The organism is Pseudomonas morbosilactucae, assembly GCF_023241665.1.
In the GTDB taxonomy this organism is placed as follows: Bacteria; Pseudomonadota; Gammaproteobacteria; order Pseudomonadales; family Pseudomonadaceae; genus Aquipseudomonas; species Aquipseudomonas morbosilactucae.
In genome coordinates this window covers 19,550-44,230 of record NZ_JALQCX010000020.1, presented here as the reverse complement: position 1 = coordinate 44,230, position 24,681 = coordinate 19,550, and the positions used below count along the sequence as shown (strand labels likewise).

The 24,681-nt window shown below is 59.5% G+C and carries 18 protein-coding genes and 1 pseudogene; 7 read left to right on the top strand and 12 right to left on the bottom strand.

Going from position 1 to position 24,681, the window contains the following annotated elements; genetic code table 11:
* Positions 1–2,034 carry an LTA synthase family protein gene (locus M1B35_RS12645; RefSeq protein ID WP_268262075.1) on the top strand — a complete coding sequence of 678 codons (2,034 nt, stop codon included), beginning with the start codon at positions 1–3 and terminating at the stop codon, positions 2,032–2,034.
* A 9-nt stretch (positions 2,035–2,043) separates the two neighbouring features.
* Here the strand turns inward: M1B35_RS12645 and M1B35_RS12640 are convergent, their stop codons facing one another.
* From M1B35_RS12640 to M1B35_RS12615, 6 genes are all read right to left on the bottom strand, one after another.
* Complete coding sequence (locus tag M1B35_RS12640) at positions 2,044–2,991, bottom strand: PDR/VanB family oxidoreductase (RefSeq protein WP_268262074.1); 948 nt, start codon at positions 2,989–2,991, stop codon at positions 2,044–2,046.
* Positions 2,988–4,418, bottom strand: coding sequence for an amidohydrolase family protein (locus M1B35_RS12635; protein WP_268262073.1), 1,431 nt, complete (start codon positions 4,416–4,418; stop codon positions 2,988–2,990). Before M1B35_RS12635 ends, M1B35_RS12640 begins: the two co-directional genes overlap by 4 nt.
* 40 nt (positions 4,419–4,458) lie before the next feature.
* Complete coding sequence (locus tag M1B35_RS12630) at positions 4,459–5,187, bottom strand: ABC transporter permease subunit (protein ID WP_185039400.1); 729 nt, start codon at positions 5,185–5,187, stop codon at positions 4,459–4,461.
* Positions 5,188–5,283: 96 nt separating this feature from the next.
* Positions 5,284–6,126 carry an ABC transporter ATP-binding protein gene (locus M1B35_RS12625; protein ID WP_268262071.1) on the bottom strand — a complete coding sequence of 281 codons (843 nt, stop codon included), beginning with the start codon at positions 6,124–6,126 and terminating at the stop codon, positions 5,284–5,286.
* Between the two features lie 57 nt (positions 6,127–6,183).
* On the bottom strand, positions 6,184–7,209 hold the full coding sequence (locus M1B35_RS12620; protein ID WP_122284082.1) for an aromatic ring-hydroxylating dioxygenase subunit alpha: 1,026 nt from the start codon (positions 7,207–7,209) through the stop codon (positions 6,184–6,186).
* Between the two features lie 76 nt (positions 7,210–7,285).
* Complete coding sequence (locus M1B35_RS12615) at positions 7,286–8,308, bottom strand: ABC transporter substrate-binding protein (RefSeq protein WP_268262070.1); 1,023 nt, start codon at positions 8,306–8,308, stop codon at positions 7,286–7,288.
* Between the two features lie 675 nt (positions 8,309–8,983).
* Between M1B35_RS12615 and M1B35_RS12610 the strand changes: the two genes are divergently transcribed.
* A complete protein-coding gene (locus tag M1B35_RS12610) occupies positions 8,984–9,805 on the top strand; it encodes an outer membrane protein OmpK (protein ID WP_268262069.1) in 822 nt (273 codons plus the stop codon).
* Positions 9,806–9,856: 51 nt separating this feature from the next.
* Here the strand turns inward: M1B35_RS12610 and darG are convergent, their stop codons facing one another.
* From darG to M1B35_RS12590, 4 genes are all read right to left on the bottom strand, one after another.
* On the bottom strand, positions 9,857–10,945 hold the full coding sequence (darG, locus tag M1B35_RS12605; RefSeq protein ID WP_268262068.1) for a type II toxin-antitoxin system antitoxin DNA ADP-ribosyl glycohydrolase DarG: 1,089 nt from the start codon (positions 10,943–10,945) through the stop codon (positions 9,857–9,859).
* Positions 10,942–11,586, bottom strand: a complete 645-nt coding sequence (darT, locus tag M1B35_RS12600) for a type II toxin-antitoxin system toxin DNA ADP-ribosyl transferase DarT (RefSeq protein ID WP_268262067.1) — start codon at positions 11,584–11,586, stop codon at positions 10,942–10,944. The genes darG and darT overlap by 4 nt, the downstream gene beginning before the upstream one ends.
* Positions 11,583–12,155, bottom strand: coding sequence for a DarT ssDNA thymidine ADP-ribosyltransferase family protein (locus tag M1B35_RS12595; protein WP_268262066.1), 573 nt, complete (start codon positions 12,153–12,155; stop codon positions 11,583–11,585). Before M1B35_RS12595 ends, darT begins: the two co-directional genes overlap by 4 nt.
* 315 nt (positions 12,156–12,470) lie before the next feature.
* Positions 12,471–12,863 carry a DUF3077 domain-containing protein gene (locus M1B35_RS12590; protein WP_268262065.1) on the bottom strand — a complete coding sequence of 131 codons (393 nt, stop codon included), beginning with the start codon at positions 12,861–12,863 and terminating at the stop codon, positions 12,471–12,473.
* Positions 12,864–13,512: 649 nt separating this feature from the next.
* On the opposite strand from M1B35_RS12590, the gene M1B35_RS12585 reads away from it, so the two are divergent.
* The 5 genes and pseudogenes from M1B35_RS12585 to M1B35_RS12565 all read left to right on the top strand — a co-directional run bounded on the left by M1B35_RS12585 (position 13,513) and on the right by M1B35_RS12565 (position 22,141).
* Positions 13,513–17,478, top strand: coding sequence for an NACHT domain-containing protein (locus tag M1B35_RS12585; protein WP_268262064.1), 3,966 nt, complete (start codon positions 13,513–13,515; stop codon positions 17,476–17,478).
* A gap of 616 nt (positions 17,479–18,094) precedes the next feature.
* Positions 18,095–19,054, top strand: coding sequence for a hypothetical protein (locus M1B35_RS12580; RefSeq protein WP_268262063.1), 960 nt, complete (start codon positions 18,095–18,097; stop codon positions 19,052–19,054).
* Positions 19,054–19,740, top strand: a complete 687-nt coding sequence (locus tag M1B35_RS12575; protein ID WP_268262062.1) for a hypothetical protein — start codon at positions 19,054–19,056, stop codon at positions 19,738–19,740. Before M1B35_RS12580 ends, M1B35_RS12575 begins: the two co-directional genes overlap by 1 nt.
* A gap of 39 nt (positions 19,741–19,779) precedes the next feature.
* Positions 19,780–20,263 (top strand): annotated as a pseudogene (locus tag M1B35_RS12570) (DUF4265 domain-containing protein).
* Positions 20,264–20,455: 192 nt separating this feature from the next.
* Complete coding sequence (locus tag M1B35_RS12565) at positions 20,456–22,141, top strand: alpha/beta hydrolase (RefSeq protein ID WP_268262061.1); 1,686 nt, start codon at positions 20,456–20,458, stop codon at positions 22,139–22,141.
* 203 nt (positions 22,142–22,344) lie between these two features.
* On the opposite strand, the gene M1B35_RS12560 is transcribed toward M1B35_RS12565, so the two are convergent.
* Both M1B35_RS12560 and M1B35_RS12555 read right to left on the bottom strand, forming a co-directional pair.
* Positions 22,345–23,667 (bottom strand): MFS transporter, encoded by a 1,323-nt coding sequence (locus M1B35_RS12560; RefSeq protein WP_268262060.1) that lies wholly within the window; start codon positions 23,665–23,667, stop codon positions 22,345–22,347.
* Between the two features lie 48 nt (positions 23,668–23,715).
* A complete protein-coding gene (locus tag M1B35_RS12555) occupies positions 23,716–24,663 on the bottom strand; it encodes a LysR family transcriptional regulator (protein WP_268262059.1) in 948 nt (315 codons plus the stop codon).
* Between the last annotated feature and the right edge of the window lie 18 nt (positions 24,664–24,681).

Genomic DNA, 24,681 nt, shown 5'->3' with positions numbered 1-24,681 from the left:
ATGGGGTGCTTGCAATCACGCCGCCTGCGCTACGGCGTGGGGGCGATCGGCTTGGTATTTGCGCTGCTGGCGCTGTTGCGGCTGGTGTTTGTGCTGGGCTTTTCCGGCATTGATCCGGTGGCGGCCGAGGACAAGGGGCCACTTCTGCAAACCCTGGGCATCGGCCTGCGTTTCGACCTGCGCCTGGCCCTGTTGCTGATGCTGCCCCTGGCGCTGCTGGCATGGCTACCGCGCTGGAACCTGGTGCGCGTGCCGGCCCTGCGTTGGCTGGCCCGGGGTTATCTGCTGCTGGTGCTGGGCGCGGTGGGGCTGGTGTACATCATCGATTTTGGCCATTACGCCTACCTGGGCGTACGCATCAATGCCACGGTGCTGCGCTACCTCGACGACGCGCAAATCTCCCGGCAGATGGTCTGGGAAACCTACCCAGTGATCTGGATCAGCCTGGCGTGGCTGGCCGGCGTGGGGCTGTGGTGGTGGGCGCTGGTCAAGCTGGAACGCGTGACGTTGGATCGTCCGCCTCAGCCCATCGGCACCCTGGCCGTGGTCTCGGCCACGCTGGTGGGTGGGGTCGCGGTGCTGCTGGCGCTGCTGGGACGGGTGGAAAAGCTCAACCTGGAAAACCCCGTGCCGCTGCGCTGGAGCGATGCGTTTTTTTCGGGTAACAGCCAGGTCGCGGCCTTGGGTCTCAACCCGGTGCTGTTTCTCTACGACACCCTCAAGGCCGGCCAGGCGCAATACGATGAAGCTCAGGTGCGCCAACACTACCCGGCTGTGGCGCGCTACCTGGGGGTGCAGCAGCCGGATGCGCAGAGCCTGAATTTCATCCGTGAGCAGGGCGTGCAGCCCTATCGAGCAGCGGGGCAGCGTCCGCCGAATGTGATCTTCGTGATGCTCGAATCCCTCGGCACCAGCGCCGTGGGCGCCTACGGCAACCCGCTGAACCCGACGCCCAACCTCGACAAGCTGGCGAGCCAAAGCTGGTTCTTCAAACACTTCTACGTGCCGGTCACCGGCACCGCCAAGACCGTGTGGGCCAGCATCACCGGCGTGCCCGACGTCACCCGCCAAGAGACCGCGACCCGCCACCCGCTGATCACTCGCCAGCACAGCCTGATCAACGCCTTCGAGGGTTACCAGCGCTTCTACATGATTGGCGGCAACGCCGGCTGGGCCAATATCAACGCGCTGATCCGCCAGAGCATCGACGGCGTGCAGCTGTATGACGAGGGCTACTGGAAATCGCCGCTGGTGGACGTCTGGGGCATCTCCGACCTCGACCTGTTCAAGGAAAGCGACCGCCTGCTGCGCGCCGTGCCCAAGGACCAACCGTTTTTCGCCTACCTGCAAACCTCCGGCAACCACCGGCCGTTCACCATCCCCAAAAGCAACGATGGTTTCGAGGTCAAACAGCTGACCCTGGAGCAGGTGCAAGCCGCCGGCTCCCGCAGCCTGGAGCAATACAACGCGGTGCGCCTGCTGGACTTCAACATTGGCCGGCTGATGGACATCGCCAAGGCGGGGGGCTACTACGACAACACGATTTTCGTGTTCTTCGGCGACCACAACACCCGCATCAGCCAGATCCCGCACATGGCCCCCGCCTTTGAACAGCTGGGTTTGGAAAGCAACAACGTGCCGCTGCTGATCCATGCGCCGGGGCTGTTGCAACCACGGTTCATTGAGGAAGCGGTGGGCTTGGCCGACCTGCTGCCCACGGTGGCCGGCATGGCGGGCATGCCGTTCAGCAACGGCGCCATGGGGCGGGATATTCAGCAGCCCGCGCCGGAAGGGGAGCGGGTGGTGCCGTTGGTGCTCAGGGAAGGCACCTTCCCGGTGATCGGCGGCGTGACCCAGGATTTTCTGTTGCAGATGCAGCACGACGGCAGCGGGCCGACCTTGCATGATTTGGCCTCGCCCACTCCGCGTGATGACGTGGCCCAGCAACACCCCGAGGAATTTCAGCGCTTGCTGGAACTGACCCGGGGGCTGCATGAGAGTGCGCGGTTGATGCTGTATCGCAATGTGCGCTGAGGCTGAGGTTCAGGCGTCCAGCACCAGCCGTGGGCTGCGCGCCCCGGAGACGCAGGGTGCGATCCATTCGCCGCTCTGGCGTTGGGCCTCGCTCAGGCAGTCGTCACGGTGTTCCGGCTGGCCTTCGAGCACCCGGCAGATGCAGGCGCCGCAGATCCCCACGCCGCACGAATAGGCCAGCTCCACACCGACCCGTGACGCGGCCTGGAGCAGGCTTTCTCCGGGTTGCACCTGGGCTTCGGCACCGCTGCGTTGCAGCACCAGGGCGTAGCGGCTTTGTTCATCGACGGTGGTGGGCGCGGGCGCCTGGAAGTGTTCGCGGTACAAGGCGGCTTGCGGCCACCCGGCCTTGAGCGCCGCCTGTTCGACGCTGCGCATAAAGCCCGCCGGGCCGCAGCAATAGAGACCGGCGTCGGCCTGCCATGCCGGGAACTCCGTGGCCAGTTGTTCGGTGATCTGCTCGGCCCGAAGTCCGCCGTGCCACTGGATGTCGGCGCCCAAGCGCTGGAGAAACGGCGCCTGGCGTGCATCCCGGGTGAAATACAGCAAGCGCACCGGCCGACCTTCGGCCTGGCATTGGCGATACATCGGCAGCAACGGGGTAATGCCGATGCCTGCCGCCAGCAAGGTCACCGGCCCGTTGCCCGGTTGCAGGGCAAACAGATTGCGTGGGGCGCTGACCTCGATCTGCGCACCCAGGCGCAGTTGTTCGTGGAGCCAGCGCGAACCGCCTCGGGAGGCCGGTTCGCGCTTGATGCCCAGGTACAGGTGGCCTTCTTCCGGCAGGCTCAGCAGCGAGTATTGGCGCACCGCGCCGTTGCCCAGGCGCAGGTCGACATGGGCGCCGGCGGTCCAGGTGAAGGGCAGGGGCGTGGCGTCGGCGGGGGCCAGTTCGATGCCCAGCACATCCTCAGCTTCCAGGCGCAGGCTGCGCACTTGCAGGGCGGTCCAGCTCATGCGCGTACTCCTGCGGCCTGTTGCAATCGGTGCACGGCGTCCCGGGCCTGGGCGCCGAGTTCGGCGAGGTCGAGGTCGGGCAACTGGTCGTTGTCCACCGTCAGCCTCCCGCCCACCAGCAAGGCGCGCAAGGTCGGGCGGCCGCCGCCGACCACCGGGCCGATGGCCGGGTCGTGCAGGCCGAAGTAGCGCGGCTGGTCCAGGCGGTAGATCGCCAGGTCCGCTGCCATGCCCACCTGCAGGCTGCCCACCGCGTCCAGGCCCAATACTCTGGCCCCGCCCGCCGTGCCCCAGCGCACCACGTCTTCCACTGTGGCCGCGTGGGCGCCGCCTTCTTCGTCACCGCCGGCATAACGGGGGCGGGCCCGTTCACCGGCCTTGGCCCGTTGCATCAGCCAGGCGGCGTGGGTTTCGCTGATCATGTCGCAGGCCTCGTTGGAGGCCGCGCCGTCCACGCCGATCGACACCTGCATCCCGGCGGCTTCCATGGCCACCACATCGGCGATGCCGCTGCCCAGGCGACCATTGCTTTGCGGGCAGTGGGCGATGCCGGTGCCGCTGTTCCCCAGCAGCTGGATTTCTTCGGTGCTGAGTTTCACCAGGTGGGCGAACCACACATCCGGCCCCAGCCATTCCTGCTCCGCGCAAAATGCCACCGGCGACAGGCCGTGGCGCTGCTGCACCTCGTTCTGATACTCCACGGTTTCGCTGAGGTGGCTGTGCAAGCGAATGCCCAGGCGCCGGGCGACCCGGGCGGTTTCCCGCAGGTGCTCCGGGGGCATGGAGTAGGGCGGGCTGGTGGGCGCCATCACCACCCGGCGCCAGGCGTCGGCGGCGGGGTCGTGGTAGCGCCGCACCAGACGCTCGACGTCGTCCAGGTACTGCGCCAGGGTTTCCGGCCCGGCAGCGGCCTGGCCTTCGGCCTGACGCACCTGCGTCGCCCCGCCCCGGCACAGCACAAAGCGCAGCCCCAGGCGCTCGGCTTCCTCGAACAGCACCTCGGCGCTGTCGAACTGCATGCCTGGCAGGTACAGGTAATGGTGGTCGGCGACGGTGGCGCAGCCGGAGCGCGCCAATTCCACCAAACCGATACGCGCCGCCAGGCGGAAGCTCTGTTCATCGAACAGGCTGCGATAGCGATAAGGCACCGCCCCCAGCCACGCCCCCAGGCTCTGGTCGATGCCGGCGGGAATGCCCTTGAGCAGCGACTGGAACAGGTGATGGTGGGTGTTGACCCACGCCGGATAGACCACGCAATCCCGGGCATCCAGTACGCGCTCCCCAGGCAGGGGTGGCAGGGTGCCGAGGGCGGCAATGCGGCCGTTGACGATGCGGATATCCGGCCCGGCATGGCGCGCGGCGGCGCCGGGCAAGCCGGTGAGAATCGCGCTGGCGTTGCGCACCAGCCAGCTGTGTTGAAGGTTCATATGAAGCTCCATGGGCCGCGTCTGCGGCGGACTCAAAAGGTTAGCCAATCTCGCTGTCGTGCCAATTGCGCAGGCTCAGGCGGGCGAGTAGCGCCATCAGGCTGAACAGCGCGACACCGGTCAGGGCGATCAGCACCAGGGCGGCAAACAGCCGGGGAATATTCAGTTGAAAGCCGGCCTGGAGAATCTGGTACGCCAGCCCGGCGCCGGTACCGCCGGTGCCGGCGACGAACTCCGCCACCACCGCGCCAATCAGCGCCAGCCCGCTGGCAATCCGCAGCCCGGCAAAGAAGCACGGCAGGGCACTGGGAATGCGCAGGCGCAGCAACACCTGCCAGCGGCTGGCGCGGTTCAGGCGGAACAGGTTGAGCAGGCCGGGGTTGACGCTGCGCAGGCCGAGCACGGTGTTGGCGATGATCGGGAAGATCGCCACCAGGGTCGCGCAAATCACCAGCGCCACCGTGGTGTTGCTGCACCAGATGATGATCAGCGGCGCCACCGCCACCACCGGGGTGACCTGTAACAGGATGGCGTAGGGAAACAGGCTGGCTTCCAGCACCCGGCTCTGCACAAAGACAAAGGCCGCCAGGGTGCCGATCAGCACCGCCAGGGCGAACGAGAAGAAGGTGATCTTCAGGGTCATCCACAACGCGCCAAACAGCATCGGGCCATCGCTGACCAGGGTGCGGCCGATGTCGGCCGGGGACGGCACCAGGTACACCGGCACCTGCCAGGCCACGCAAGCCAATTGCCACAGGCCCAGCAACACGGCGCCGAGCAACAGCGGCGAGACGATGCGCAAGACCGTGGGGTGACGCAACCAGGGAGTAAAGGATGGGCTCATGATCGGGCTCTCGAATTGGACTCAGCAAGGGTCGCCATTGGCCTGGGCCAGCAGCCGGGACAGGTGGGCGCACTGTTCGATAAAGGCCGGGGAGGTGCGGTAGGCCTCGTCCCGATGCAGTGGGCCGTCGATCGCTACATCGGCGATCACCCGCCCCGGTCGCGCGCCCATCACCACCACCCGCGACGACAGGTACACCGCCTCGAAAATGCTGTGGGTGACAAACACCACAGTCAGGTCGCGGCTGGCCCAGAGTTGGCGCAGGTCGCTGTCGAGCTTGTTGCGGGTGAACTCGTCCAGGGCGCCGAAGGGCTCGTCCATCAACAGCAGGTTGGGCTCGGTGGCCAGGGCCCGGGCGATGGAGGCGCGCATCTGCATGCCGCCGGACAACTCCCGTGGGTACACCTGGCTGAAGCCGCCCAGGCCCACCAGCGCCAGGGCCGCATCGACCTTGGGCTGGCTCTGTTCCTTGGGCATGCCGGAAAGATCCAGGGGCAGGCGCACGTTGTCGCTGACCCGGGCCCAGGGCATCAGGGTGGCCTCCTGGAACACCATGGCTAGGCTGCGCCCCGGGGTGTGGGTGGCCGGGCGGTCCTTGCCCCACCAACGCACGTGGCCGGCGGAGGGTTGCTCCAGGCCGGCGAACATCTTCAGCAAGGTGCTTTTGCCGCAGCCCGACGGGCCGAGCAGCGACACGAACTCGCCGCGCTGGATCGCCAGCTTGACCCTACTCAAGGCGTGGGTGCCGTTGCTGTAGGTTTTTTCCACTTGGTTGGCGAACAGCGGCGTTTGCACGCCAACGCTGTCGGCAGCGGGCAACGCCTGTGGCTGGGCGTTGGCCGGGGTCATGGTCTGCATCAACATCGCGCTCTCCCCTGGGGTCATGAGCGGCTGGAAAAGCCCCGGCGCACCGGGGCGCGGTCAGTGGCTGAGGAACACTTCGCTTTCGCCATGGGCTTCGAGCAGGCCCAGCAGTTGCCGGCGAATCACCAGCCCGGGCTTGTCCGAGGGCATGTGCAGCTCCACCCGGCGCCGGGTGTCGACACAAGCGTCGTAGTCGGTGGCTTCGAGAATGTCCCGGTCCTCGGCGGTGATCGCCGCGTCCCAGTCGATCAGTTCCTGGGTCGAACACTGTTCCTCGCTGTCATTGCGATACAGCCACTGCACCAGCATCAGCCGCCCGTCCTCCATGGGCGTGGCGCAGTTGTAGATGATGTGGTGGATGCCGCTGTCCGGGTACATGCAGCCAAAGCGCCGGGAGAAGGGCAGGTAATAGCGGTTAATCAGGTGGCGTTGGGTGATGGGCTCGGTGCTGCCAGTGATGCGAAAGCTTTCTTCGGGGTTGCGGATCGGCACCCGGGTTTCCGCTTCGAAGCCGTAGTCGGTTTCGCGGAACTCGTAGCCCGCCGGTTGCGGCTGGTCGAACAGGCCGAAGTTGGCCTTGTGCACAAAGGAAAAGTGCGAGTTGTCGAAGGAGTTTTCCATGACCCGCAACGGGCTGGTTTTCCACTCTTCATAAAACTGGAAGATGCGCCGGTAGCCCGGGGCGCCGTCCTCGGGGAACTCGGGGATGGGTTGTAGTGGGTCGTCGAGGGCGACCCAGGCGTAGCCGTACTTTTCCTGGCAGTGAAAGGCCTGCACCGAAGCGCCCGGGGGGATCATGCCGGCGGGGTTTTGCGGGATCTTCACGCAGGTGCCCGTGCAGTCGTATTCCCAGCCGTGGTAGCCGCAGGCGATGTTGCCGTCTTCGCTGACAAAACCCTTGGACAGCTTGGCGGTGCGGTGGCAGCAGCGGTCGCGCATGGCCACCGGAGTGCCGTCGGGGCGCTTCCACAGCACCAGGGCTTCGCCCAACAACGTAAAGGGCTGTGGCCCGGCGTCCAGGGCGGACATGGGCAGTAGGGCGTACCAGAAACGGCGCAGTACAGGTTGTTTGGTTACCAACATAACAAGTGTCCTCAGGGTCATCGTCGAGCCGGCTCTGGGGCCTGGCTTCGTGGCTATTCAGGTTGGTAGGACGTGGTTAACGGCTGGCGGCCTGTTCGGCGGCGGGCAGCACCTTCAAGTCCTGGACGAAGCGCGTGGTATAGGCCTTTTGCCAGGGCGCATCGGCACCCAGCAGGCCGGCCTCAACCATAAAGTTGCGGGTGGCTTGCCAGCGCGCATCGCTCATCACGCCGATGCCCTGGGTGGCGGCATCGCCCCCGGTCACCAGGCGGTATTGCTTGAGGGTCGACAGACCCCAAGCCAGCAGCTCATCGCTCATGTTCGGGTTGTCGGCCTTGATCAAAGGGTTGGCGCTGGGGTTGTCCAGGTAGCGCTTCCAGCCCTCCATGGACGCCCGGACAAACGCCTGGACCCGCTCGGGGTGCTGGTCGATCACGTCCTGGCGAGTGACCAGTGTGGAGCCGTAGGGCGGGTAACCGGCATCGGCGAACAGATAGAACTTGGCCTGCTCCCCGGTCTTCAGCGCCTGGAACAACTCCGAGCTGGCGTAGGCCTGCTGGGTGGTGTCGGCGCCCGCCAGGAAGGGTTGCAGGTTGAAGGTGTAGGGCCTGGCCTGGCTGTCCTGCAACTGGTACTTGCCCTTGAGCCACGGCCACCAGGTTTGCTGGCCGGAGGTGGACACCAGCACCTGCTTGTTCTGCAACCCGTCCAGGCCGCTGACATCGGCATGGGTCAGCAAACCCTGGGGGTCACCCTGAAAGGGCGCAGCCACCGCCACCACTGGCAGGCCCTGCTCCACGCTCTTGAGGATTTGCAGGTCGTAATTGACGATAAAGTCCGCCTGCTTATTCACCAGCAACTGCATGCCGTTGACCTGCGGCCCGCCCATGCGAATGGTCACGTCCAGGCCTTCTTTTGCATACAAACCGTCGGCCAGGGCCTGGTAAAAGCCGCCCTGTTCCGCCTGGGCGTACCAGGATGTGAGCAGCACCACCTTGTCATTGGCCAGGGCCAGGGAGGGCGCCACCAGGGCCGCGGGCAACAGCGCGGTGGCCAGCAGCGAACGAAGCGGATGACCCAAGGCAAAGCGAGTTTTCATGATGTGTTCTCCACAACGATTCGAAAACCGCCGCGCGCCAAAGCGGCACGCCAGCGAAGGCCGGTCGGAGAGAACGTGGGAAGAGAAAGGGCGCCAGGGCGCAACGACGTGAACACACGGCTGACACTTCTCTCTTGCCCGGGGCGCTGGCGCCGCGTTCAAGCATCCGATCGGATGTACGCCCCACAGGGGGCGCAAGAGCAATGTCCTATGCCATCGCTGGCACTAACCGCTTCTACTCGCCAGGAGCCAAAGCCAGAACTGTGCCAACTCGTCGCAGCCGCTCAAGCCCGGGTCTTCGGCTATCAGCGTGCAAAGCGAGGCGGGGCGGGATGAATCGCGACGGTGCGAACAGCGGCGAGCGAGCTTCAAGTTGGTGCGTAAACGCCTGGTATTTAGTGTTCATTCTGTTTATAGATTGTTCTGAATCGGTGTTTCAGATTGTATTCGATCACTTGGCACGACCCCTGCTAAGTCCCCAGTCGAGTAGAAGCGGTCAGCACTGAACGGGTCCGAATCCGGACACCTCAGCGTAGGGCATTGCTCTGGCGGCATCACGCCGCGCACCCGGCAGGGTCGTGCCTCAGCGCAAGCTGAGGGCCAGAACAATGGTCTGTCCGCAACCTGGGCATGCCTTGCCGGTGATATCCCCCGATCACCTATCAAGGGCCGTCCATGAAAGCACTCCGCATCGCCAAACCTTTACCTTCACGCCTGCGCCGCAGCCTGCTGCCACTCTGCGCCCTGGCCAGCGTCGGCGCCGAAGCCAGCCCCCTGTTGTGGAACGACAACAGCCTGAGCTACCTCTACGGCCAGCACTTCAAAGTCGACGGCACCGGCGACGACACCCAGCAAACCATCACCTTCGAACACGCCAGCGGCTGGACCTGGGGCGACGTATTCCTGTTCGTCGACAACAAATGGTCCAACGGCCTCTCCGGCAACGACGGCCACACCTACTACGGCGAATTCTCCCCACGCCTGTCCCTGGGCAAAATCAGCGGCCAGCCCCTGCGCTACGGCATCGTCAAAGACGTGCTGATCGCCGCCACGTATGAGCGCGGCGAAAACCGCAACCGCAAATACCTCCTCGGCCCCGCCGTCGACCTCGACCTGCCGGGCTTCGACCGCTTCTCCCTCAACACCTACTACCGCCAACCCGACGGCATCACCGGCAAAGCCGCTGGCCAATGGCAAATCAACCCCACCTGGGCCATGACCTTCCCCCTGGGCCGCTCCGACATCCTCTTCGACGGCTACCTGGAGTGGTACGTCAACGACGTCGGCACCAAAGGCACCTCCAACTTCGTGGCCAAAAGCTTGCACATCAACCCGCAGCTTAAATACGACGTGGGCAAAGCACTGGGGCAGAAGGCCAAACGGTTTTACGCGGGGCTGGAGTGGGATTATTGGTCGGATAAATATGGGATCGAAGACAGCCCGGGGTTCAAGACGGATCAGAATGCGTTGAGTGTGTTGGTGAAGGTGCATTTTTGAGGGGGGAGGGCGCGCATTACGCCCCAGCCTGAGTACAGAAAAGAGTAGCCTCTAACTGGCTACCATTTCGGGACGAAAACTACTGGAAGTCAGGCGCTTGAGAGCTATACCAAGCGCCTGATCGTCGAACAGTCGGCTCTTGCGAGCAGCCGCGCCGGCTCCGCCATCCCAATGTTTCAGGGCTTCGCGCACGGCAGGAATAGTCGGGGAAACCCCGTCCTGGCTCAGTAACCAGTCGACCGTCGCCAACAACTCCATACCGAATGGAGATTCAAAGCCATCGATCAGCTCAGCAGTGCGTTCAAGGGCGAGCGCGTAATCTTTGGCTTCTGTTTTTAGATAAGTTTGCAAAAAAGCTTTGCGCTCTTCATCAAACCAAATCACATCGCTTATACCTGCATCGCTGATGCGTTTATTGCAATGCAGATAGCTGCCATCCAGGTTATTGAGCAGGTGTTCCAGCCGGTTGGCGTAAGGCCCGTATTTGTGAGCCACGAACTGAAGCTCCAGAGGGTTCTTGGCGTTTGGCAGGTTTTTTATGGCGCGCTCAAGAAACCATGCCAGCTTTTGAATCTCAAGCAGGCTGCACTCCATACCTAACACCCAATAGCGCCGAACCAGTTCAGCAATGAGTGCGCGAGCAGGAGTGAGTTTTTCCACGCCGCTACGTTTGGCCACATTCAGATACTGATTGGAAGGCTCGAATACCAGCACATCGACATCCAGATCACTCAGTACCTCAACAATCTGCTCGCGAACCTCTGGCCATTTCAAACCACCGTTGCCCGCACCTAAGGGTGGAACTGCCACGGACTTAACATGGTTATCAATCAAAAAGCGCCGCAGATCGTGTAAACCTTCTGTGATCCATACCATCTGCGACGGTGATCGCCAGTGACGCTTGGTGGGAAAGTTCACGATCCACCGAGGTCCGTCCAGCTCGTTGACGGCGGTGACGTGCATTTTTCCTGTTACCACTTCACTGGCTTTGCAGGCTGCCGAGTACAGACGGTAATTCTCGGTAAAGCGCTCTTTAAACATCAACGCGATACCTTTGCCCATCACGCCCACGGTATTCACCGTGTTGACCAGGGCTTCAGTCTTGGCCTCCAAAAGGTTGCCTTGGGTAAAACGGATCATTGGAAATACCATCCCGGGCGCGCATGAACAGGCAAGGCCAAACCTCTGGTAGCCAGGTCTTGTTCTATACGATCTTTCATCGCGCTGCTGTAGCACATGATGCCAAGGAGTCCTGTAATCGGTAGATGATGGTGGATCAGCGCTTCGGCCTGATAGCGCTCCATTTTTTTAGGGTCATCAGGATCGCGCTTAAAATCGCGTCGCTGAAGGATAGACCAGTCGACCTGGCCGAGATCCGCCAGATCGCTGTAATAGTCTGTCCAATCTGGGTAGGCATGTGCGTTTGTGAAGACGAACGGTAACCCTAGCTGTTGGATGCGGTACAGGCTTGAGACCAGGATTACGATCTCGTCGTTGCTGCGCTGCTGAACACTCCACCCGGAGTGAATGTTTTTCATCATCACAGAGAAGGGTGTGAAGTAGAAGGGTACGTAATCGGCCAGCATTCCGCCCGGAGCAATCGGCACATGGCGGTTTCGGCGCTTGTCGATCAGATCAACGTTGCCAATGTTCACGTACTGCGGCGCCTGCATCTCAGAGCTGGCGCAGTGCAGGCCGTTGTCCAGAATCCAGGGCAGATTATCGCGGTGGACGATCCGCCAAATCAGAGCCTTTTCTGGATTCAGACTGCTGTAATTCATCGACGAAACATTCCAGGATTCACTCCAATCTGCACAAAAACACCAGCTTCGCGCATTTTAGCCCCGCAATGCTCTTCAACCTCCGAATTAGAGACAAAAATCTTGAAAAAATCATTAGCAGAAACAACGTTCGGAGACAGACATTCTGCCATGCAGACGCTTTTGCAATGTGGGTCGTGATAGTCCCTTTGGTTCATCGCATCCCAGTCAATGGCTTCGAAGCCTGTCTTATAGTCAAGCAATTGAATGGCGTCGTTCGCTAATGGATGTCGAGGAATGACCTTCCAATCATTTTCAATCGCGAAGGACCGGCGAATAGAAATGACTACGAATTGGGTATCGCGTTTATTGCCCTGAACGCTTCCGTCAAATGGGTTCGCGGCAAACCAATGAAAGGGGACGTAGTTTTCGAGTCCAAGCGTTTGTCGCTTTTTAAGAATTTCAGCATCAGCTACGTCTTTGAACCCTTGGAGTTGCGCACGTGGCTTGAGGCCGCCTTGAAAGATATTGCCTAAATTTTCAAGGGCAGTGAGGTGGTAAAGCAGCTTTTGTTCCTTGATATCTGCCATGTCGGTCTCCTTGACCTATGCAATTGCTGAGCGATTTCAGCCCTGCTACTTCTTCCGTGTGGACAACAACCTCAGGTAAATACTCACACGCTGGTGCGATTGAGCAGGGTGCTGGTGATGATTCTATTGCGCCATTATTCGGGGCTGCAAGGTCAATCTGGGCTTCGCCAGGCGACCAGCAATTATTCCAATTGATGCGGGCTTTTGTTGCTGTCAATCAGTCGATATTTCCGTTAGTTAGAGGAGTAGGTGTTGAAAGTGGTTTAGTCGGGCAGGACCGGGGTAAGTCACGTCTTACCCCATTTCTTCCTTCCTCTAGACCTGCTGAGGGTTTTCTGCCGGCTTGCCAGCATCCAGCAACGAATCCACCACGGCCCTGGCCATTTCCACCGAATGAATCATCGACCAAATCAACCCACGCTCCACGCAACTGGCGCGTTCGGTGATTTCATCACTGACTTGCACCGCGCAATCGAGCAGCAGCGATATATGAATCAGCGCTTCTTCAGCGCTGATGCCGGCGCGGACATTAAACAGGGCGTCGCGCCCGACGGGGGTGGAGGCTGTGTCTTTCAGGGAGCTGAGGATTGATGCCTCATCGTTGTTCGCGGCCAGGGCCAGGCGAATACGCTGGGTGTCACGATCGTGTTCGGGGGTTCTGAATTGCCCGGGTAAGGTCAGGGGCGGGTCGGGGACAAGCTTTTTCATGGTTTAACTCCTAGTACAGCTTTAGGAGCCATCACCGTCGCTGCTAAACGATAGGGTGGCGGCCGTTTGCAGGTTAGCAGACCGGTGTACTAGGAACCCGGCGCACCCGAAGGTGCCCTGCGCACGGCCACCATAAAACTGGGGCCGAAAAGAAGCGCCTCGTAAGAGGAGGCACTTTGCGCCTAGTACACGAGCTGCTAAACCCGGTCACTGATATGCAGTGACGAACCGAGCCTAGACAGCGCTTCTCATAGGCGCAAGCGGTTCGGATTCTCTAGGAAAAGTCGCTCAATGGAAAGCGAAGCGCCTTACGTGGAGTGGTGAGTGGGGGTGGGTTTTGGGTTTCGGGATGCTACGCAAACCTCACCTTTTCCTTGTCAGGTCACCCTTTATTGCCGATTTGAAATCGCTATCACTTACAACTGCAAAATTTCACTGCACTTGACTACCCGTTTGCATTCGACCTGACCACAGGTTGCATCGAACTGAGCAGCGCGCCTCGCAACCATGACCCGGCAGAGAGCGACCCATAGTTGCCCTTCGCAGAGATGCAGTCGCTGTCGTGGCTCTCAAATCGGTAGTGCTTCTAGGCATCAATAATTTAGTATCCGGGTAACTGCATAGGCTCCTACTGAGGCTCCTGTACGACATGAATGAATGCGCAAGTTTGATAGTGCATGTAGCCATCAAGCGAACACTTTGGTGTGAGACCAGCGATGGTAGATCTCATTTTCCACAGGACGACTTATTAAAGCGAACTGAACCGCTTGTCATTCTCGGTGAAGCGGGCATGGGGAAAACACATCTTCTCAACTGGCTTGGGATGTCTCCAGGTTTTTTCCGTTGCACTGCACGCCAGTTGATCAACCGTCATGACCCGACAACTTTACTAAATAATGCCGAAGTCTTAGTGATTGATGGGCTGGATGAGGTCAGCAGTCAGAAGGACGGAGACGCGGTGGATCTTGTCCTGCGTCAACTCGGCAAACTAGATTACCCTCGCTTCATTCTTGCGTGCCGAGTGGCGGATTGGCGCAGCGTCACGGGTCTTGAAGCTATTCACGAACAGTACCCTCAAAAGCCAGTAGAGTTACACCTTGAGCCATTCAACGAAGATGATGCGTCAGCCTTTCTAAGCGCCACACTTGGTGTCACTTCGGCCAGAAGTGTGATCGAGCATTTCAATGCACGAGGGCTCAATGGGTTACTCGGTAACCCGCAAACTCTTGAACTAATTGCACGCGTTGCGGGTTCAGGGACATTACCTGGAACGCGCGGCGAACTCTTCGAGCGCGCCATTGAGGTTTTACGAGTTGAGCATAGTGATACCAAGGTCAGTAATCAGGCAGGACAGGAAACTGGCCTTGATGCAGCGGGCGCCGCATTTGCCGGTTTGATCTTAACTGGTAGTGAAGCCATTGTTCGAATTTCCGCAGCAAACGTCGCAGAAGGTGAAGTGCAACTCTCCGATATCTCTATTCTTCCCGGAGGAGAGATCCTGGAATCTATGCTTGGTACCCGTCTGTTCAGATCTGACGGCGTCGAGCGGTTTACCTATATTCACCGCCGCGTCGGAGAATACTTGGGGGCTCGGTGGTTCACGAAGCAGGCAAATACTCCACAAAAACGCAGACGCCTTCTCTCACTTTTTCACAGCTACGGGCTTGTACCCTCGAGTCTTCGAGGCATTCATGCGTGGCTTGCTATGGATCCAGCTTTTACCAAAGCTGTTATCGCCGCAGACCCAATGGGATTGATTGAATATGGTGATGCAGATGAACTCACGGCCGACCAAGCTCGCTTGCTTATCAAATCACTGGAGCTTTTGGCAAACGATAACCCTCGTTTTCGCGACTGGGGTCCGTATGCGCTGCGGTGTTTCAGAAGTCCAGGCGTTATCGAGGACATACGGCGACTGATCTCCACACCTGAAACGTCATTCTACCTATGTCTTTTAATGCTAGAAGCAATAAAGGGGAGTGGAATTGCCTCAGCCCTAAGAGGTGAACTGCAGAAAATTGTTCTCGACCCCCAAGCGTATTTTGCGTGTAGGAAAATTGCAGGTGAAGTTCTTGTTGAAGCAAATGAAGACATTGATTGGCCGACCGTCCTCTACACGTTGGGTATCTCTGGAGATGAGCTTTCGATTCGGCTCGCAATCGAACTAGCTGATGAAGTCGGCTACGAACAATTAGATGCCAATTTTATTGTCAGTCTTGTGGTTGCTTATGCAGAAAGCGGTAGTCGTACGATCGGAGTATTGATGTACCTAGAGAAAAATCTTCCAGATGGTCAAATAGCAGGTGTCCTTGATTTTTTAGCTATAGCAGCAAAATCCTTTGGCAAGGGTGATGAGTGGCCTGGAAATAATGTGCTGACCGATCTTGCTTATCATCTAATCGTTCGTGGCTTAGAGGCAGGTGGTATCTCTGCACACAAGCTTTGGTCTTGGCTAGAGCCTTTTCACTCCCGTGATGGATATCAACGTGACTCTCATCAGAAATTGCACGAGCTCATTCGGAGAGACGACAATTTACGGCAGTCTGTTCAGCGGCTAGTGATATTAGAATTGCCCAGTGATTACAGCGCTTATCAGCAAGCGTGGCGGCTGAGCGATCGATCCACCGGCTTTACTCTGTCTGACACAGATGTCATCGCGCTACTTAACTGTCTTGACCCCACAGACCACAGCGACGAACGCTGGCGTGATTTAGTCCAGCTTTCACAGCATGACAGTGAAGCAGGTTCAGAGGTACGTGCCGTTGCACGACTCTTTGCTGCTCAGCGTCCAGATTTACTATTATGGATCGACAAGTTATCAGAGCCGACAATACCTGATTGGCAGATCAAACAGACCGAGCAAGAGCGCAAGCGTCGAGCAAAACAAACGGCCATTCATGCAGGACACCGGAGTAGCTATGTTTCTTGCATCGATCAAATGCGCGCAGGTGACTACGGTGCGATAGTTGATCCTGCTAAAGCCTATCTGAACCTTTTTAATGGCATTGAAGATGCACCTGCTCACAAGAGGATTGGGCAGTGGCTCGGAGATGATATTGGTGAGGTCGCGCATGCCGGGTTCGAAGCGTTTCTGATGCTTGATCCACCCCGACCTACAGCGCAGCAAATTGCGATGAGTCTTACTGAGGGCAAGCGGTACGATGCTACGTATATTATCGTTGCCGCACTCGCTGAACGGCAGCGACAAGGCGTAGGGTTCGATAACGTTACTAATGAGCGTTTAATGGCAGGGCTGTTCGAGCTACGCCGTAGTCGCATCGACGACCATGCAGGAGTTTCGGGTCTTATTGAGGCTGTTGAAGCTGCCATTCAGACTCGTGGTTGTTGGAAGGAGGCGATGACGCTCTACCATGAGCCGCAACTACAAAAGCGGTGTGTCAATGTAGATGGGCTTTTCACGCTGATGCACGATCAAGCACACGTCACGATGAGCACCGAACTCGCCGCCGAGTGGCTGGAGCGGTTCCCAGACTTGCCGATCGGTCCGGAAATCGAGCTAGCTGATAGACTCATCCGCTCGGGAAAATTCGAGGAGTTACGCCGAATCTCAGCGCTTCGCTCTATATCAATGGACGACGAGCGCCGTCGCAATTGGATTGCGATTGGCGCCATTGTTGATTTCCCGAGCATCAAAGCGCAACTCGGTGCTCAGCCAATTGAACCTGAATTGTTTTGGCATATACGAAATCGAATCAGCAATCGTTTTAGCGAAGACGTCACTGTACTTCTCAACGCTGAACAGAGTGAATGGGTAATCAATACGTTCCGTTCGGTTTGGCCGATGGTGGAACGCCCAAGCGGGCCTTCGTCAGGTAATTCAAACTTTTGGGATGCAAGCAATTTCATCGTCCAACTCATCCGCCGCCTTGGTAATGATTCCAGCGATGAGGCAATCGATGCTTTAGTCCGTTTAAGAGAAGCACCTTTCGATGGCTATTCTGAAGAGATCAAGGTCGTTATTGCAGAGCAGAAGCGCATCCGAGTCGAAGCAACCTATGTTTCACCGTCGCTTGCTGTTATTGCGGCGATAACACGCAGTCTTCCCCCCATGTCCCTTCTTGATCTACAAACTCTTGCACTTGAAGAACTAGCCATCACCCAGGCAAAGATAAAGAGTGACGATGCTGAATCCTGGCGCGGATTCTATGACGACACAAAAACTCCATTCGTCGAGGAGCGTTGCCGCGATCACCTTCTAGGCCTTCTACGCCAAGGATCGTCAGGGATCACTTTTGATCCTGAAACTCATGTCGCTGCGGACAAGGAGGTTGACATCACTTGTTCGGCTGGCACACTTCGGATTCCGATCGAGATCAAGGGGCAGTGGCATCCGGAGCTCTGGATGGGATCGGACAGACAGCTTGACGCTCTCTACACCCAAGACTGGCGAGCAGAGGGACGTGGTATTTATCTGGTGCTTTGGTTTGGAGAACAACTGCACACAACCAAGAGGCTGAAGCGTCCAGGACGACACCAGCCCTTTCCCGCGACTGCCGATGAACTGAAGAGCATGCTCGTCGCGACCAGCAAGTCTGCGCAAGAAGGAAGGGTCGCCGTTTTCGTGCTTGATTTAACCCGAGGAGATCCTAGCTGAAGACGAAGTTTGTGGCAGTAGGATCGAAGGGTATTAAAGAAACTGAGCTGTTTCTAGTTAAACGCATAATGTAGGCAGGTATAGCAACGTACGCCATTGCATATATTGTCGATAGATCGTGGCAGGTTTGCAGAAATTCTGCCGACGAATGCCTAATTCTGTCTGAAAGCTACCATCCATGACCGGCAGCTCCCGGCCAATTCTGTTGAAAAAGTCCAACTCCGTTCCCAAAATAGAAAAGTACGTACAGGAGATTGAAATCGTTATTCTCAGCAGATGCTTCCGGACGTTGATTTCAAGTAGCGGCGTGCAAAAGACGTGTTTGTAGTCATCTATACTCGAGCGTTTGGACAAGCCGACTTTTTCAACAGCATCGGCCGATAACTGCCTTCCATAATCGTCTGTTTCTAAATCACAGCTACGAATCAGAGTCGATTCTGAGTTCTCTCTAGTAGGGCCGCGAAGCCCTCTCTCTGAGTCATCAGCAAACGTTTTGAACTTTAGGCGTTGAGATAATTACAGCCAACAGCATCACTGTAAGAACCCTCTTCTTTACCCGTAAAACCAGAACGATTTTGCTATCCTGCGCCCCTTTCCCCCAGCAAGGAGCGCCCGCATGAACCCGTCCATTGGTGGCTGTACGCAAACAAGGGCTGGCAAGCGGCGTTACCTGCCACACTTCCTGGCCCCAGCCCTCCTGCTAGGCCTCGCCCTAACCACCCCCAGCGCCCAAGCCAACCCCACCACCACCTACCGCGGCACCCTCGGTTCCACGCCGGTTGAGCTGGCGCTGACCTACGACTCGCAATACGGCGGTGGCTTTTCCGGTTATTGGTTTACTGAAGCCGAGCGCTTACCCATTCCGTTGGAGCTGACGCCGTTTCGCCAGGGCGCGGGGTTGCTGATCAATATCATGGACAATCCGACCTTGCCGGCGGCGGCCGTGTCGTTGCTGCCTTTCACTGAAGGTGCTGATGCGCTGCAGGGCTCGTTTGTCGATCTGCGCACGGGCGCGCAGCAGCCGTTGCAGTTGCAGCGGGTAACGCGTTTTGGTGACAGTCAGCGGGATGCCTTTGACGGTGAGTTGTTGCAGCCGGTGCAGGACAAGGATTTCTATTTCAGTGTGCATGCCGCGCGCAAGGCCGGGGAGGAGGTGGCGCGGGTTGACCGTATTCGGGTGATGAGTCGTGTCACGGGGGCGCAGGTGCAGGAGATCAGTGGGTCGTGGTGCATGCCTGCGGTGGGCACCGGGACGCTGACTTTCGGGCATTTCCAGGCTGGGTCGCCGATGGATTTTCAGGCCCAGCGTTATCGCCTGGCTGAGTCGGATGGCCGGTTGTGGTGCGGGCCCACTCAGTACTACCTGTACAACCGTGAGAACCGTGAATACTTGCGCCATCCGTTACTGGAGCAGTTCGCCGTGGACGGCACGTTGCGCTTTTCGCCCAGTGGCCAGATGGAGTTCAGCAAGCAGGACTTTATCAATTTCGATCAACGCACGCGGCGTTGGGATTATTACCGGGTGATCAGCCCGGATCGGCTGGAGTTTCTGTCGTCGGGCGAGGAGCGTTTCTGATGGGGTGGGGTGATGTTTATCGCGGATTGGCGACAGGGCTGTTGGTGCTGTGGATGCTGCCGGCGCAGGCGTCCCATGGGGTGTATGAAGGCACGTTGGGCAAGCAGGCGATTGTGCTGACCCTGGGTAGCGAGAATGCCCTGTACCAGGGCACTTATGCCTACCAGCGCTATCGCACGCCGATCCGGCTCAAGCCGACCTTCAGTTTCAGCAATAAGGTGCTGGCCATGGATGAGCTGGACGAGCAGGGCTTGCCGGTGGCGCGTTTGCAGTTCAATGACTTGATGAATTCCCGCCAGCAGGAGCAGGTGCGCGGCAGTTGGACCAGTTATCGCACAGGCAAGACCCTGCCCATCAGCCTGAAGCTGGTGGCCCTGGTGAACTCGGATTATTCGTGGCCGCAGCTGAGCACGGCGCTGTTGCAGAGTGCATCGACCCCGCGTTGGTATTTCCAGTTGCCCATGCAAGGTAATGATCGGCGGGTGACGGCCATTGAGGTGCTGAGCAAGGCCACCGGCAAGCCCTTGCAGACCCTGGCGCTCGCCGAGCCGGGCTGCCCGAACCAGGGCGTGGATACGTTGCAGGTGCAGGCCGAGGGGGAGAGTGTGCGGATCAGTTTGAGTGGTTGCACGTTGCCGGGGTTTGCGTGGAATAAAGGCAGCGGACGGTTTGAGGCGTCGCCGTGAGGCGGGTCAGAACCTGCCAGTTAATCTGTGGAGCTCACTATGTTGGATAAACCATCACCGGTGCTGATTCAGGTGTACATGGCCGATGACGGTGGCGCCGTTCGCGAGGAGCTGCTGGCGCGGCAGATCGATCAGGACACTTACGAGTTGCTGTCCTCACCCGGCCTGGCACAAAACCTGGCGCGGGGCGATATCGTTTCAATCCGCAATCCCGATGCACCGGCCGAAGTGCTGAAGCGGGGCGGTAATTTCTGTATTCAGATCTATGCCGATTACATCGATCCGGCGGTGATTACGGCGCTCGAAAATGATGTCATTCGTGAGCTCAACGGAACCTTGGATGGGGTGTGCCAGGGGACGCTAGCGTTGGCTGTTCCTGCCAAGAACGGCATGGAGAACATCAACAGTTTTTTTCGACGGCTTCCGCGAAAAAACCGGCATCCAGTGGTATTACGCGAACGTCTATAAAAACCTCGATGACGATGGAAACGAGACGTTGTTGAATTGGTGGTTGGAGTACTAAGGGCGGCTGCTCAGCAGGTTTGGCATGCCGTCAGCGTTGCACCAAGCGCTGCCACAATGCCTTGCGCCGCGAGCCAGCGGCAAAAAAAGCATCTGACACAAGCGCGGAGTCTGGAAAAGAACCTATACCTAAGCTGGCGCGACGCCAGCACTGCTCGGTGGCATCGTGATTCAACCCACAGGGAGGTGCTCCATGCGCGAACAACCACTCATTATTGTGGTCGGTGGTCTCGGTAATCACGATGGGGCCTGGAGGCGACTCGAGGCCAAGTTGCGAGAGCAGGGTATTAGCGGTGATTGGCATCATCACGACACACGCGGCTTGAGGAATCTGTTCCGAGCGGCACGGGTGCGGGATTTGACCCTGGCGCTGATCGCCGAGATCGATGACCTGGCTCAGGAGTACAGCCGAATCATTCTGGTCGGGCACAGCGCTGGCGGAATGATCATCCGCGATGCCTACCTGTTCGCGGCAGGTGCTTATCCGGACCATCCACAGCGGCGTGAATGGTGGAATAAGGTCGAGTCGGTGCTGTTATTCGCTTCCATCAACCGAGGATTTCGGCCTTATGCCACCACTTGCTGGGCTTTGGGCCTGGCACTGATGAAGCTGATTTCCTTGCAGTGGTTGTTGCTCAAACCGCCGTCCTGGTTTGCCCTGGGCTGGCTCATGGAGTTGGAAAAGGGCTCGTTTGTGGTCACCGACCTGCGCCTATCCTGGATGCGTCATTTCCATGAGCGGGACGATGAGCGCCGGCCCTTTGTCGTGCAGTTTTTGGGTGACATTGACGGTGTGGTGGCTCGCGAGGATGTGCGGGATACCGAAGCGTTTGCCAACTCCTACACGGTCACCATCGAGGGCGCCGACCATAACAACCTGTTCGACCCGCAGGCGCCTCCTGCTGTGGCGGGTTTTGCTCGGATACTGCAAGTCTTCCAGAACCCGGATCCGCGTGTGAGTGAGCCTGAGCAGGCGCAGGAACTGGCTGCTACCGGGCCTGGGATGGTGGTGTTTGTGCTTCACGGTATCCGTGATGGTAATTCGGGGTGGGTCACTGATATTGCCGAGGCCATCGAGCAACAGTGCAAGGCCGACCAGGTGCAGCACCAACCGTTGAATGCGCTGTCACGCTGCGAGCCTCTGCGGTCGGAGCCGCCGGTGTTGGTGGACCGCTCCACCTACGGTTGGTTTTCGGCAATCAAGTTCGCCTTGCCCTGGGTACGACGCCGGAACTTGTCCTGGTTTCTTGACCGCTACAGCTACCATGTGGCGCGTAACCCCGACGTGAAGTTTCATTTCGTCGGCCACAGTAACGGCACCTACATCCTGGGTACCAGCCTGCTTGAAGTGTCATCGCTGATGTTTGACCGGGTGTACCTGGCAGGCAGCGTGCTGCCTCGGGAATTCCCCTGGAAGCGGATGTTGGCGCGTCAGGTGGTGACGGTGGCAAATCAGTGCAGCTCAGAGGATTGGCCGGTGGGTGGGTTGTGCAGGGGATTGCATTTGATCGGCTTTCGAGATGTGGGAACTGGCGGCGTCGACGGCTTCGATGAGCTTGATGATCCGGCGATCCAAGCCCAGACCCTCTGGTTCAAGGGCGATCATGGCAAACCCTTGCAACGCCCGAATCAACCGAAGATCGTCAGTTATCTGTTGTCGCCGAACACGGTTAACCCTTTGCTACCTGCTCCGACGGGGGCCGATTTGTGCCAACGGCCGTCGTTTTGGTTCATGGTCAAGATGTATGGTTCTGCGTTGTTAGTACTGGTAGGGGTTTGCGTGCTGGCCTTTGGGGCCTGGTGGGGCTTTACCCATGATCATGAAGGCCTGGTGATCATCGGTATTTTGCTGCTGTATTTCGTACTGGACACGATCTGATTCTGATTTAAAAAATGGCCTGTTGAGGGAGTGCCCATCGGTTAAGAACAAACGCCGCTTTCTCTTCACGGGAAAGCGACTAATGGGGCCCGGCGATTGTTCCAGTTCGGCCGTGTAGCGGTCGTAAGCCGGAGTACGCCGCCGCCGGGCACCATCACTCACCCAGGCCATAGAGTCCGCGTTTATCGCCGGCAAGCCGGCTCCTACACGGTGGGTGCTAGTTGGGCCGTCTTGCGCACGTGGTTGACCATCAATCCCAGTACGCCGCCAATCATCAGAATGGCCGCCATAAAGTACATCGCCGCCTGGGTATTCCCCGTCACTTGGGTCAGCCACCCCATCACAATAGTGCTGAAGAACCCCGCCACATTGCCCAGGGTATTGATCAACGCCACCCCGGCCGCCGCTGCTGCACCACCCACCACCGCCGTGGGCAAACCCCAGAACACTGGCAGGCTGCTGATCATAGCGGCGGTGCCGATGATCAGGCCGAGCATGGCCAGCATCAGGTTGTCGCCGAAGAAGGTGCCGAAGGCTACGCCTAGCGCGCCAATCCCCGCGCAGACTGCCAGGTGCCAGCGGTATTCGCCATGGCGGTCGGAGCTGCGGCCTACGATGACCATGGTCACCGCTGCGGCGGCGTAGGGCAGGGCGGTGAGGACGCCGATGGCCCAGGGCTGCTGCACGCCGCTGTTGCGGATGATGGTGGGCAGCCAGAAGCTGATGACGTATTGGCCCAGCACCAGGCAGAAGTACACCGCACCCAGCAGCCAGATTTGTGGGTTGAGCAGGCCGTCGCGCAGGCGGTGGCTTTGTTTGTTCGCGGCTTCGCGGTCGATGGCGGCTTGCATGCCGTGGCGTTCTTCGGCGGTGAGCCAGTGGGCGTCGGCGATGCGGTCGCGCAGGAGGAAGAACACCGCGGCGCCGAGGGCCACGGCGGGCAGGCCTTCGATGACGAACAGCCATTGCCAGCCGGCGTAGCCGGAGACGCCGTTGAGGTGTTGCAGGATCAGCCCCGAGATCAGCGAGCCGAACAGGCTGGAAATCGGCAGGGCCATGATGAACAGGGCGGTCATCACCCCTCGGCGTTGGCTGGGGAACCAGGTGGTGAGGTAGAAGATGATGCCGGGGAAGAAGCCGGCTTCGGCAATGCCGATCAGCAGTCGCAGCACGTAGAAGGTCAGCGGCGTTTCGATAAACATCATGGCCGCCGACAGCAGGCCCCAGGTGACCATGATTCGGGCGATCCAGCGTCGGGCGCCGAAGCGGTGCAGGGCGATGTTGCTGGGGATTTCGAACAGCAGGTAGCCGACGAAGAAGATCCCGGCGCCGAGGCCGTACACTGCTTCGCTGAACTTGAGGTCGTCGAGCATCTGCAACTTGGCGAAGCCGACATTGACCCGGTCCAAGTAGGCCACCAGGTAGCACAGCACCAGCAGCGGGATGATGCGCCAGGCGGTCTTGCGGTAGGCCGAGTGCAGGGCCGCGTCGTCGAGGGCCGCGGGCGGCGGGGAAGGTGGGTTCATGGCGAGCCTCTTTATTCTTGTTGTTGAAGCGATGGGTAAAACAGCGGTTCAGCCTTCGGGCAGCAGGCGGGTGGCGGGCCATTCGCCGGAGCGGCACATGTCGCGCACCACCTGGCCGATCAGGGCGGCGATCAGGGTTCGCAGGTTGCTGTTGGGCAGGGCTTCGCACACGCAAATGCCCAGGGTACGGAACACCACGCGCGGGGTGATGGCGTGGGCCACCAGCCGGCCCTCGGCGACTTCGCGCAGGGCCAGGTTGAGCGGCATGATGCTCGGGCCGATGCCGGCCTCCACCGCGCTTTTAAGGATGTGCACCGAGTTGACTTCCATGGCCACGGTCGCTGGCGGCCACTGTTGCTGGGCCAGGGCCTGGTCGACAAAGGCGCGGGTGCTGTGGCTGTGGGCGCGGCTGGGGAACACCAGCGGTTGCGCCACCGCCTGGGCCAGGGTCACGTCGCCGGGGGGCGGCATGTGCGGGGCGTCGGCGCGGTGGATCAGGTAGAAGTCTTCTTCGATCAGCGGGCTGAAGCTCACTTCCGAGGGCAGGCCGATGGCGGTGAACAGGGCGATGTCGACCCGGCCGCGCACCAGTTGGTCCACCAGGTTGCCGGTGAGTTCTTCATTCAAGTGCAGCTGCACCTGGGGGTAGGTACGGGCCACGGCCTGCATCAGCGGCAGGGCGACGATATTGGCCACGCTTTGCGGCAGGGCCACCACGATTGAGCCGCTCAGGGCCGCCGGCTCCGGGTTGACCGCCGCCTTGGCCGCGCTCAGGTGTTTGAGAATGCCCTGGGCGTATTCATAGAACACCTTGCCCGCCTCGTTGGCGACGATGCCGCTGTTGCTGCGATGGAACAGCACCGCGCCGAGTTCGGTTTCCAGGGCCGACATCTGCTTGCTCAGGGCCGATTGGGCCACGTGCACGTCCCGCGAGGCCCGGGACAGGCTGCCGGCATCGACCACGGCGACGAAGTATTTGAGTTGCCTGATTTCCATAAGCCTTCCTTGCGCGCT

Coding starts and splice junctions, on each gene's coding strand:
- M1B35_RS12645 (WP_268262075.1), top strand. CDS start 1: ATGGGGTGCTTGCAATCACGCCGCCTGCGCTACGGCGTGGGGGCGATC.
- M1B35_RS12640 (WP_268262074.1), bottom strand. CDS start 2,991: ATGAGCTGGACCGCCCTGCAAGTGCGCAGCCTGCGCCTGGAAGCTGAG.
- M1B35_RS12635 (WP_268262073.1), bottom strand. CDS start 4,418: ATGAACCTTCAACACAGCTGGCTGGTGCGCAACGCCAGCGCGATTCTC.
- M1B35_RS12625 (WP_268262071.1), bottom strand. CDS start 6,126: ATGTTGATGCAGACCATGACCCCGGCCAACGCCCAGCCACAGGCGTTG.
- M1B35_RS12620 (WP_122284082.1), bottom strand. CDS start 7,209: ATGTTGGTAACCAAACAACCTGTACTGCGCCGTTTCTGGTACGCCCTA.
- M1B35_RS12615 (WP_268262070.1), bottom strand. CDS start 8,308: ATGAAAACTCGCTTTGCCTTGGGTCATCCGCTTCGTTCGCTGCTGGCC.
- M1B35_RS12610 (WP_268262069.1), top strand. CDS start 8,984: ATGAAAGCACTCCGCATCGCCAAACCTTTACCTTCACGCCTGCGCCGC.
- darG (WP_268262068.1), bottom strand. CDS start 10,945: ATGATCCGTTTTACCCAAGGCAACCTTTTGGAGGCCAAGACTGAAGCC.
- darT (WP_268262067.1), bottom strand. CDS start 11,586: ATGAATTACAGCAGTCTGAATCCAGAAAAGGCTCTGATTTGGCGGATC.
- M1B35_RS12595 (WP_268262066.1), bottom strand. CDS start 12,155: ATGGCAGATATCAAGGAACAAAAGCTGCTTTACCACCTCACTGCCCTT.
- M1B35_RS12590 (WP_268262065.1), bottom strand. CDS start 12,863: ATGAAAAAGCTTGTCCCCGACCCGCCCCTGACCTTACCCGGGCAATTC.
- M1B35_RS12585 (WP_268262064.1), top strand. CDS start 13,513: ATGAATGAATGCGCAAGTTTGATAGTGCATGTAGCCATCAAGCGAACA.
- M1B35_RS12580 (WP_268262063.1), top strand. CDS start 18,095: ATGAACCCGTCCATTGGTGGCTGTACGCAAACAAGGGCTGGCAAGCGG.
- M1B35_RS12575 (WP_268262062.1), top strand. CDS start 19,054: ATGGGGTGGGGTGATGTTTATCGCGGATTGGCGACAGGGCTGTTGGTG.
- M1B35_RS12565 (WP_268262061.1), top strand. CDS start 20,456: ATGCGCGAACAACCACTCATTATTGTGGTCGGTGGTCTCGGTAATCAC.
- M1B35_RS12560 (WP_268262060.1), bottom strand. CDS start 23,667: ATGAACCCACCTTCCCCGCCGCCCGCGGCCCTCGACGACGCGGCCCTG.
- M1B35_RS12555 (WP_268262059.1), bottom strand. CDS start 24,663: ATGGAAATCAGGCAACTCAAATACTTCGTCGCCGTGGTCGATGCCGGC.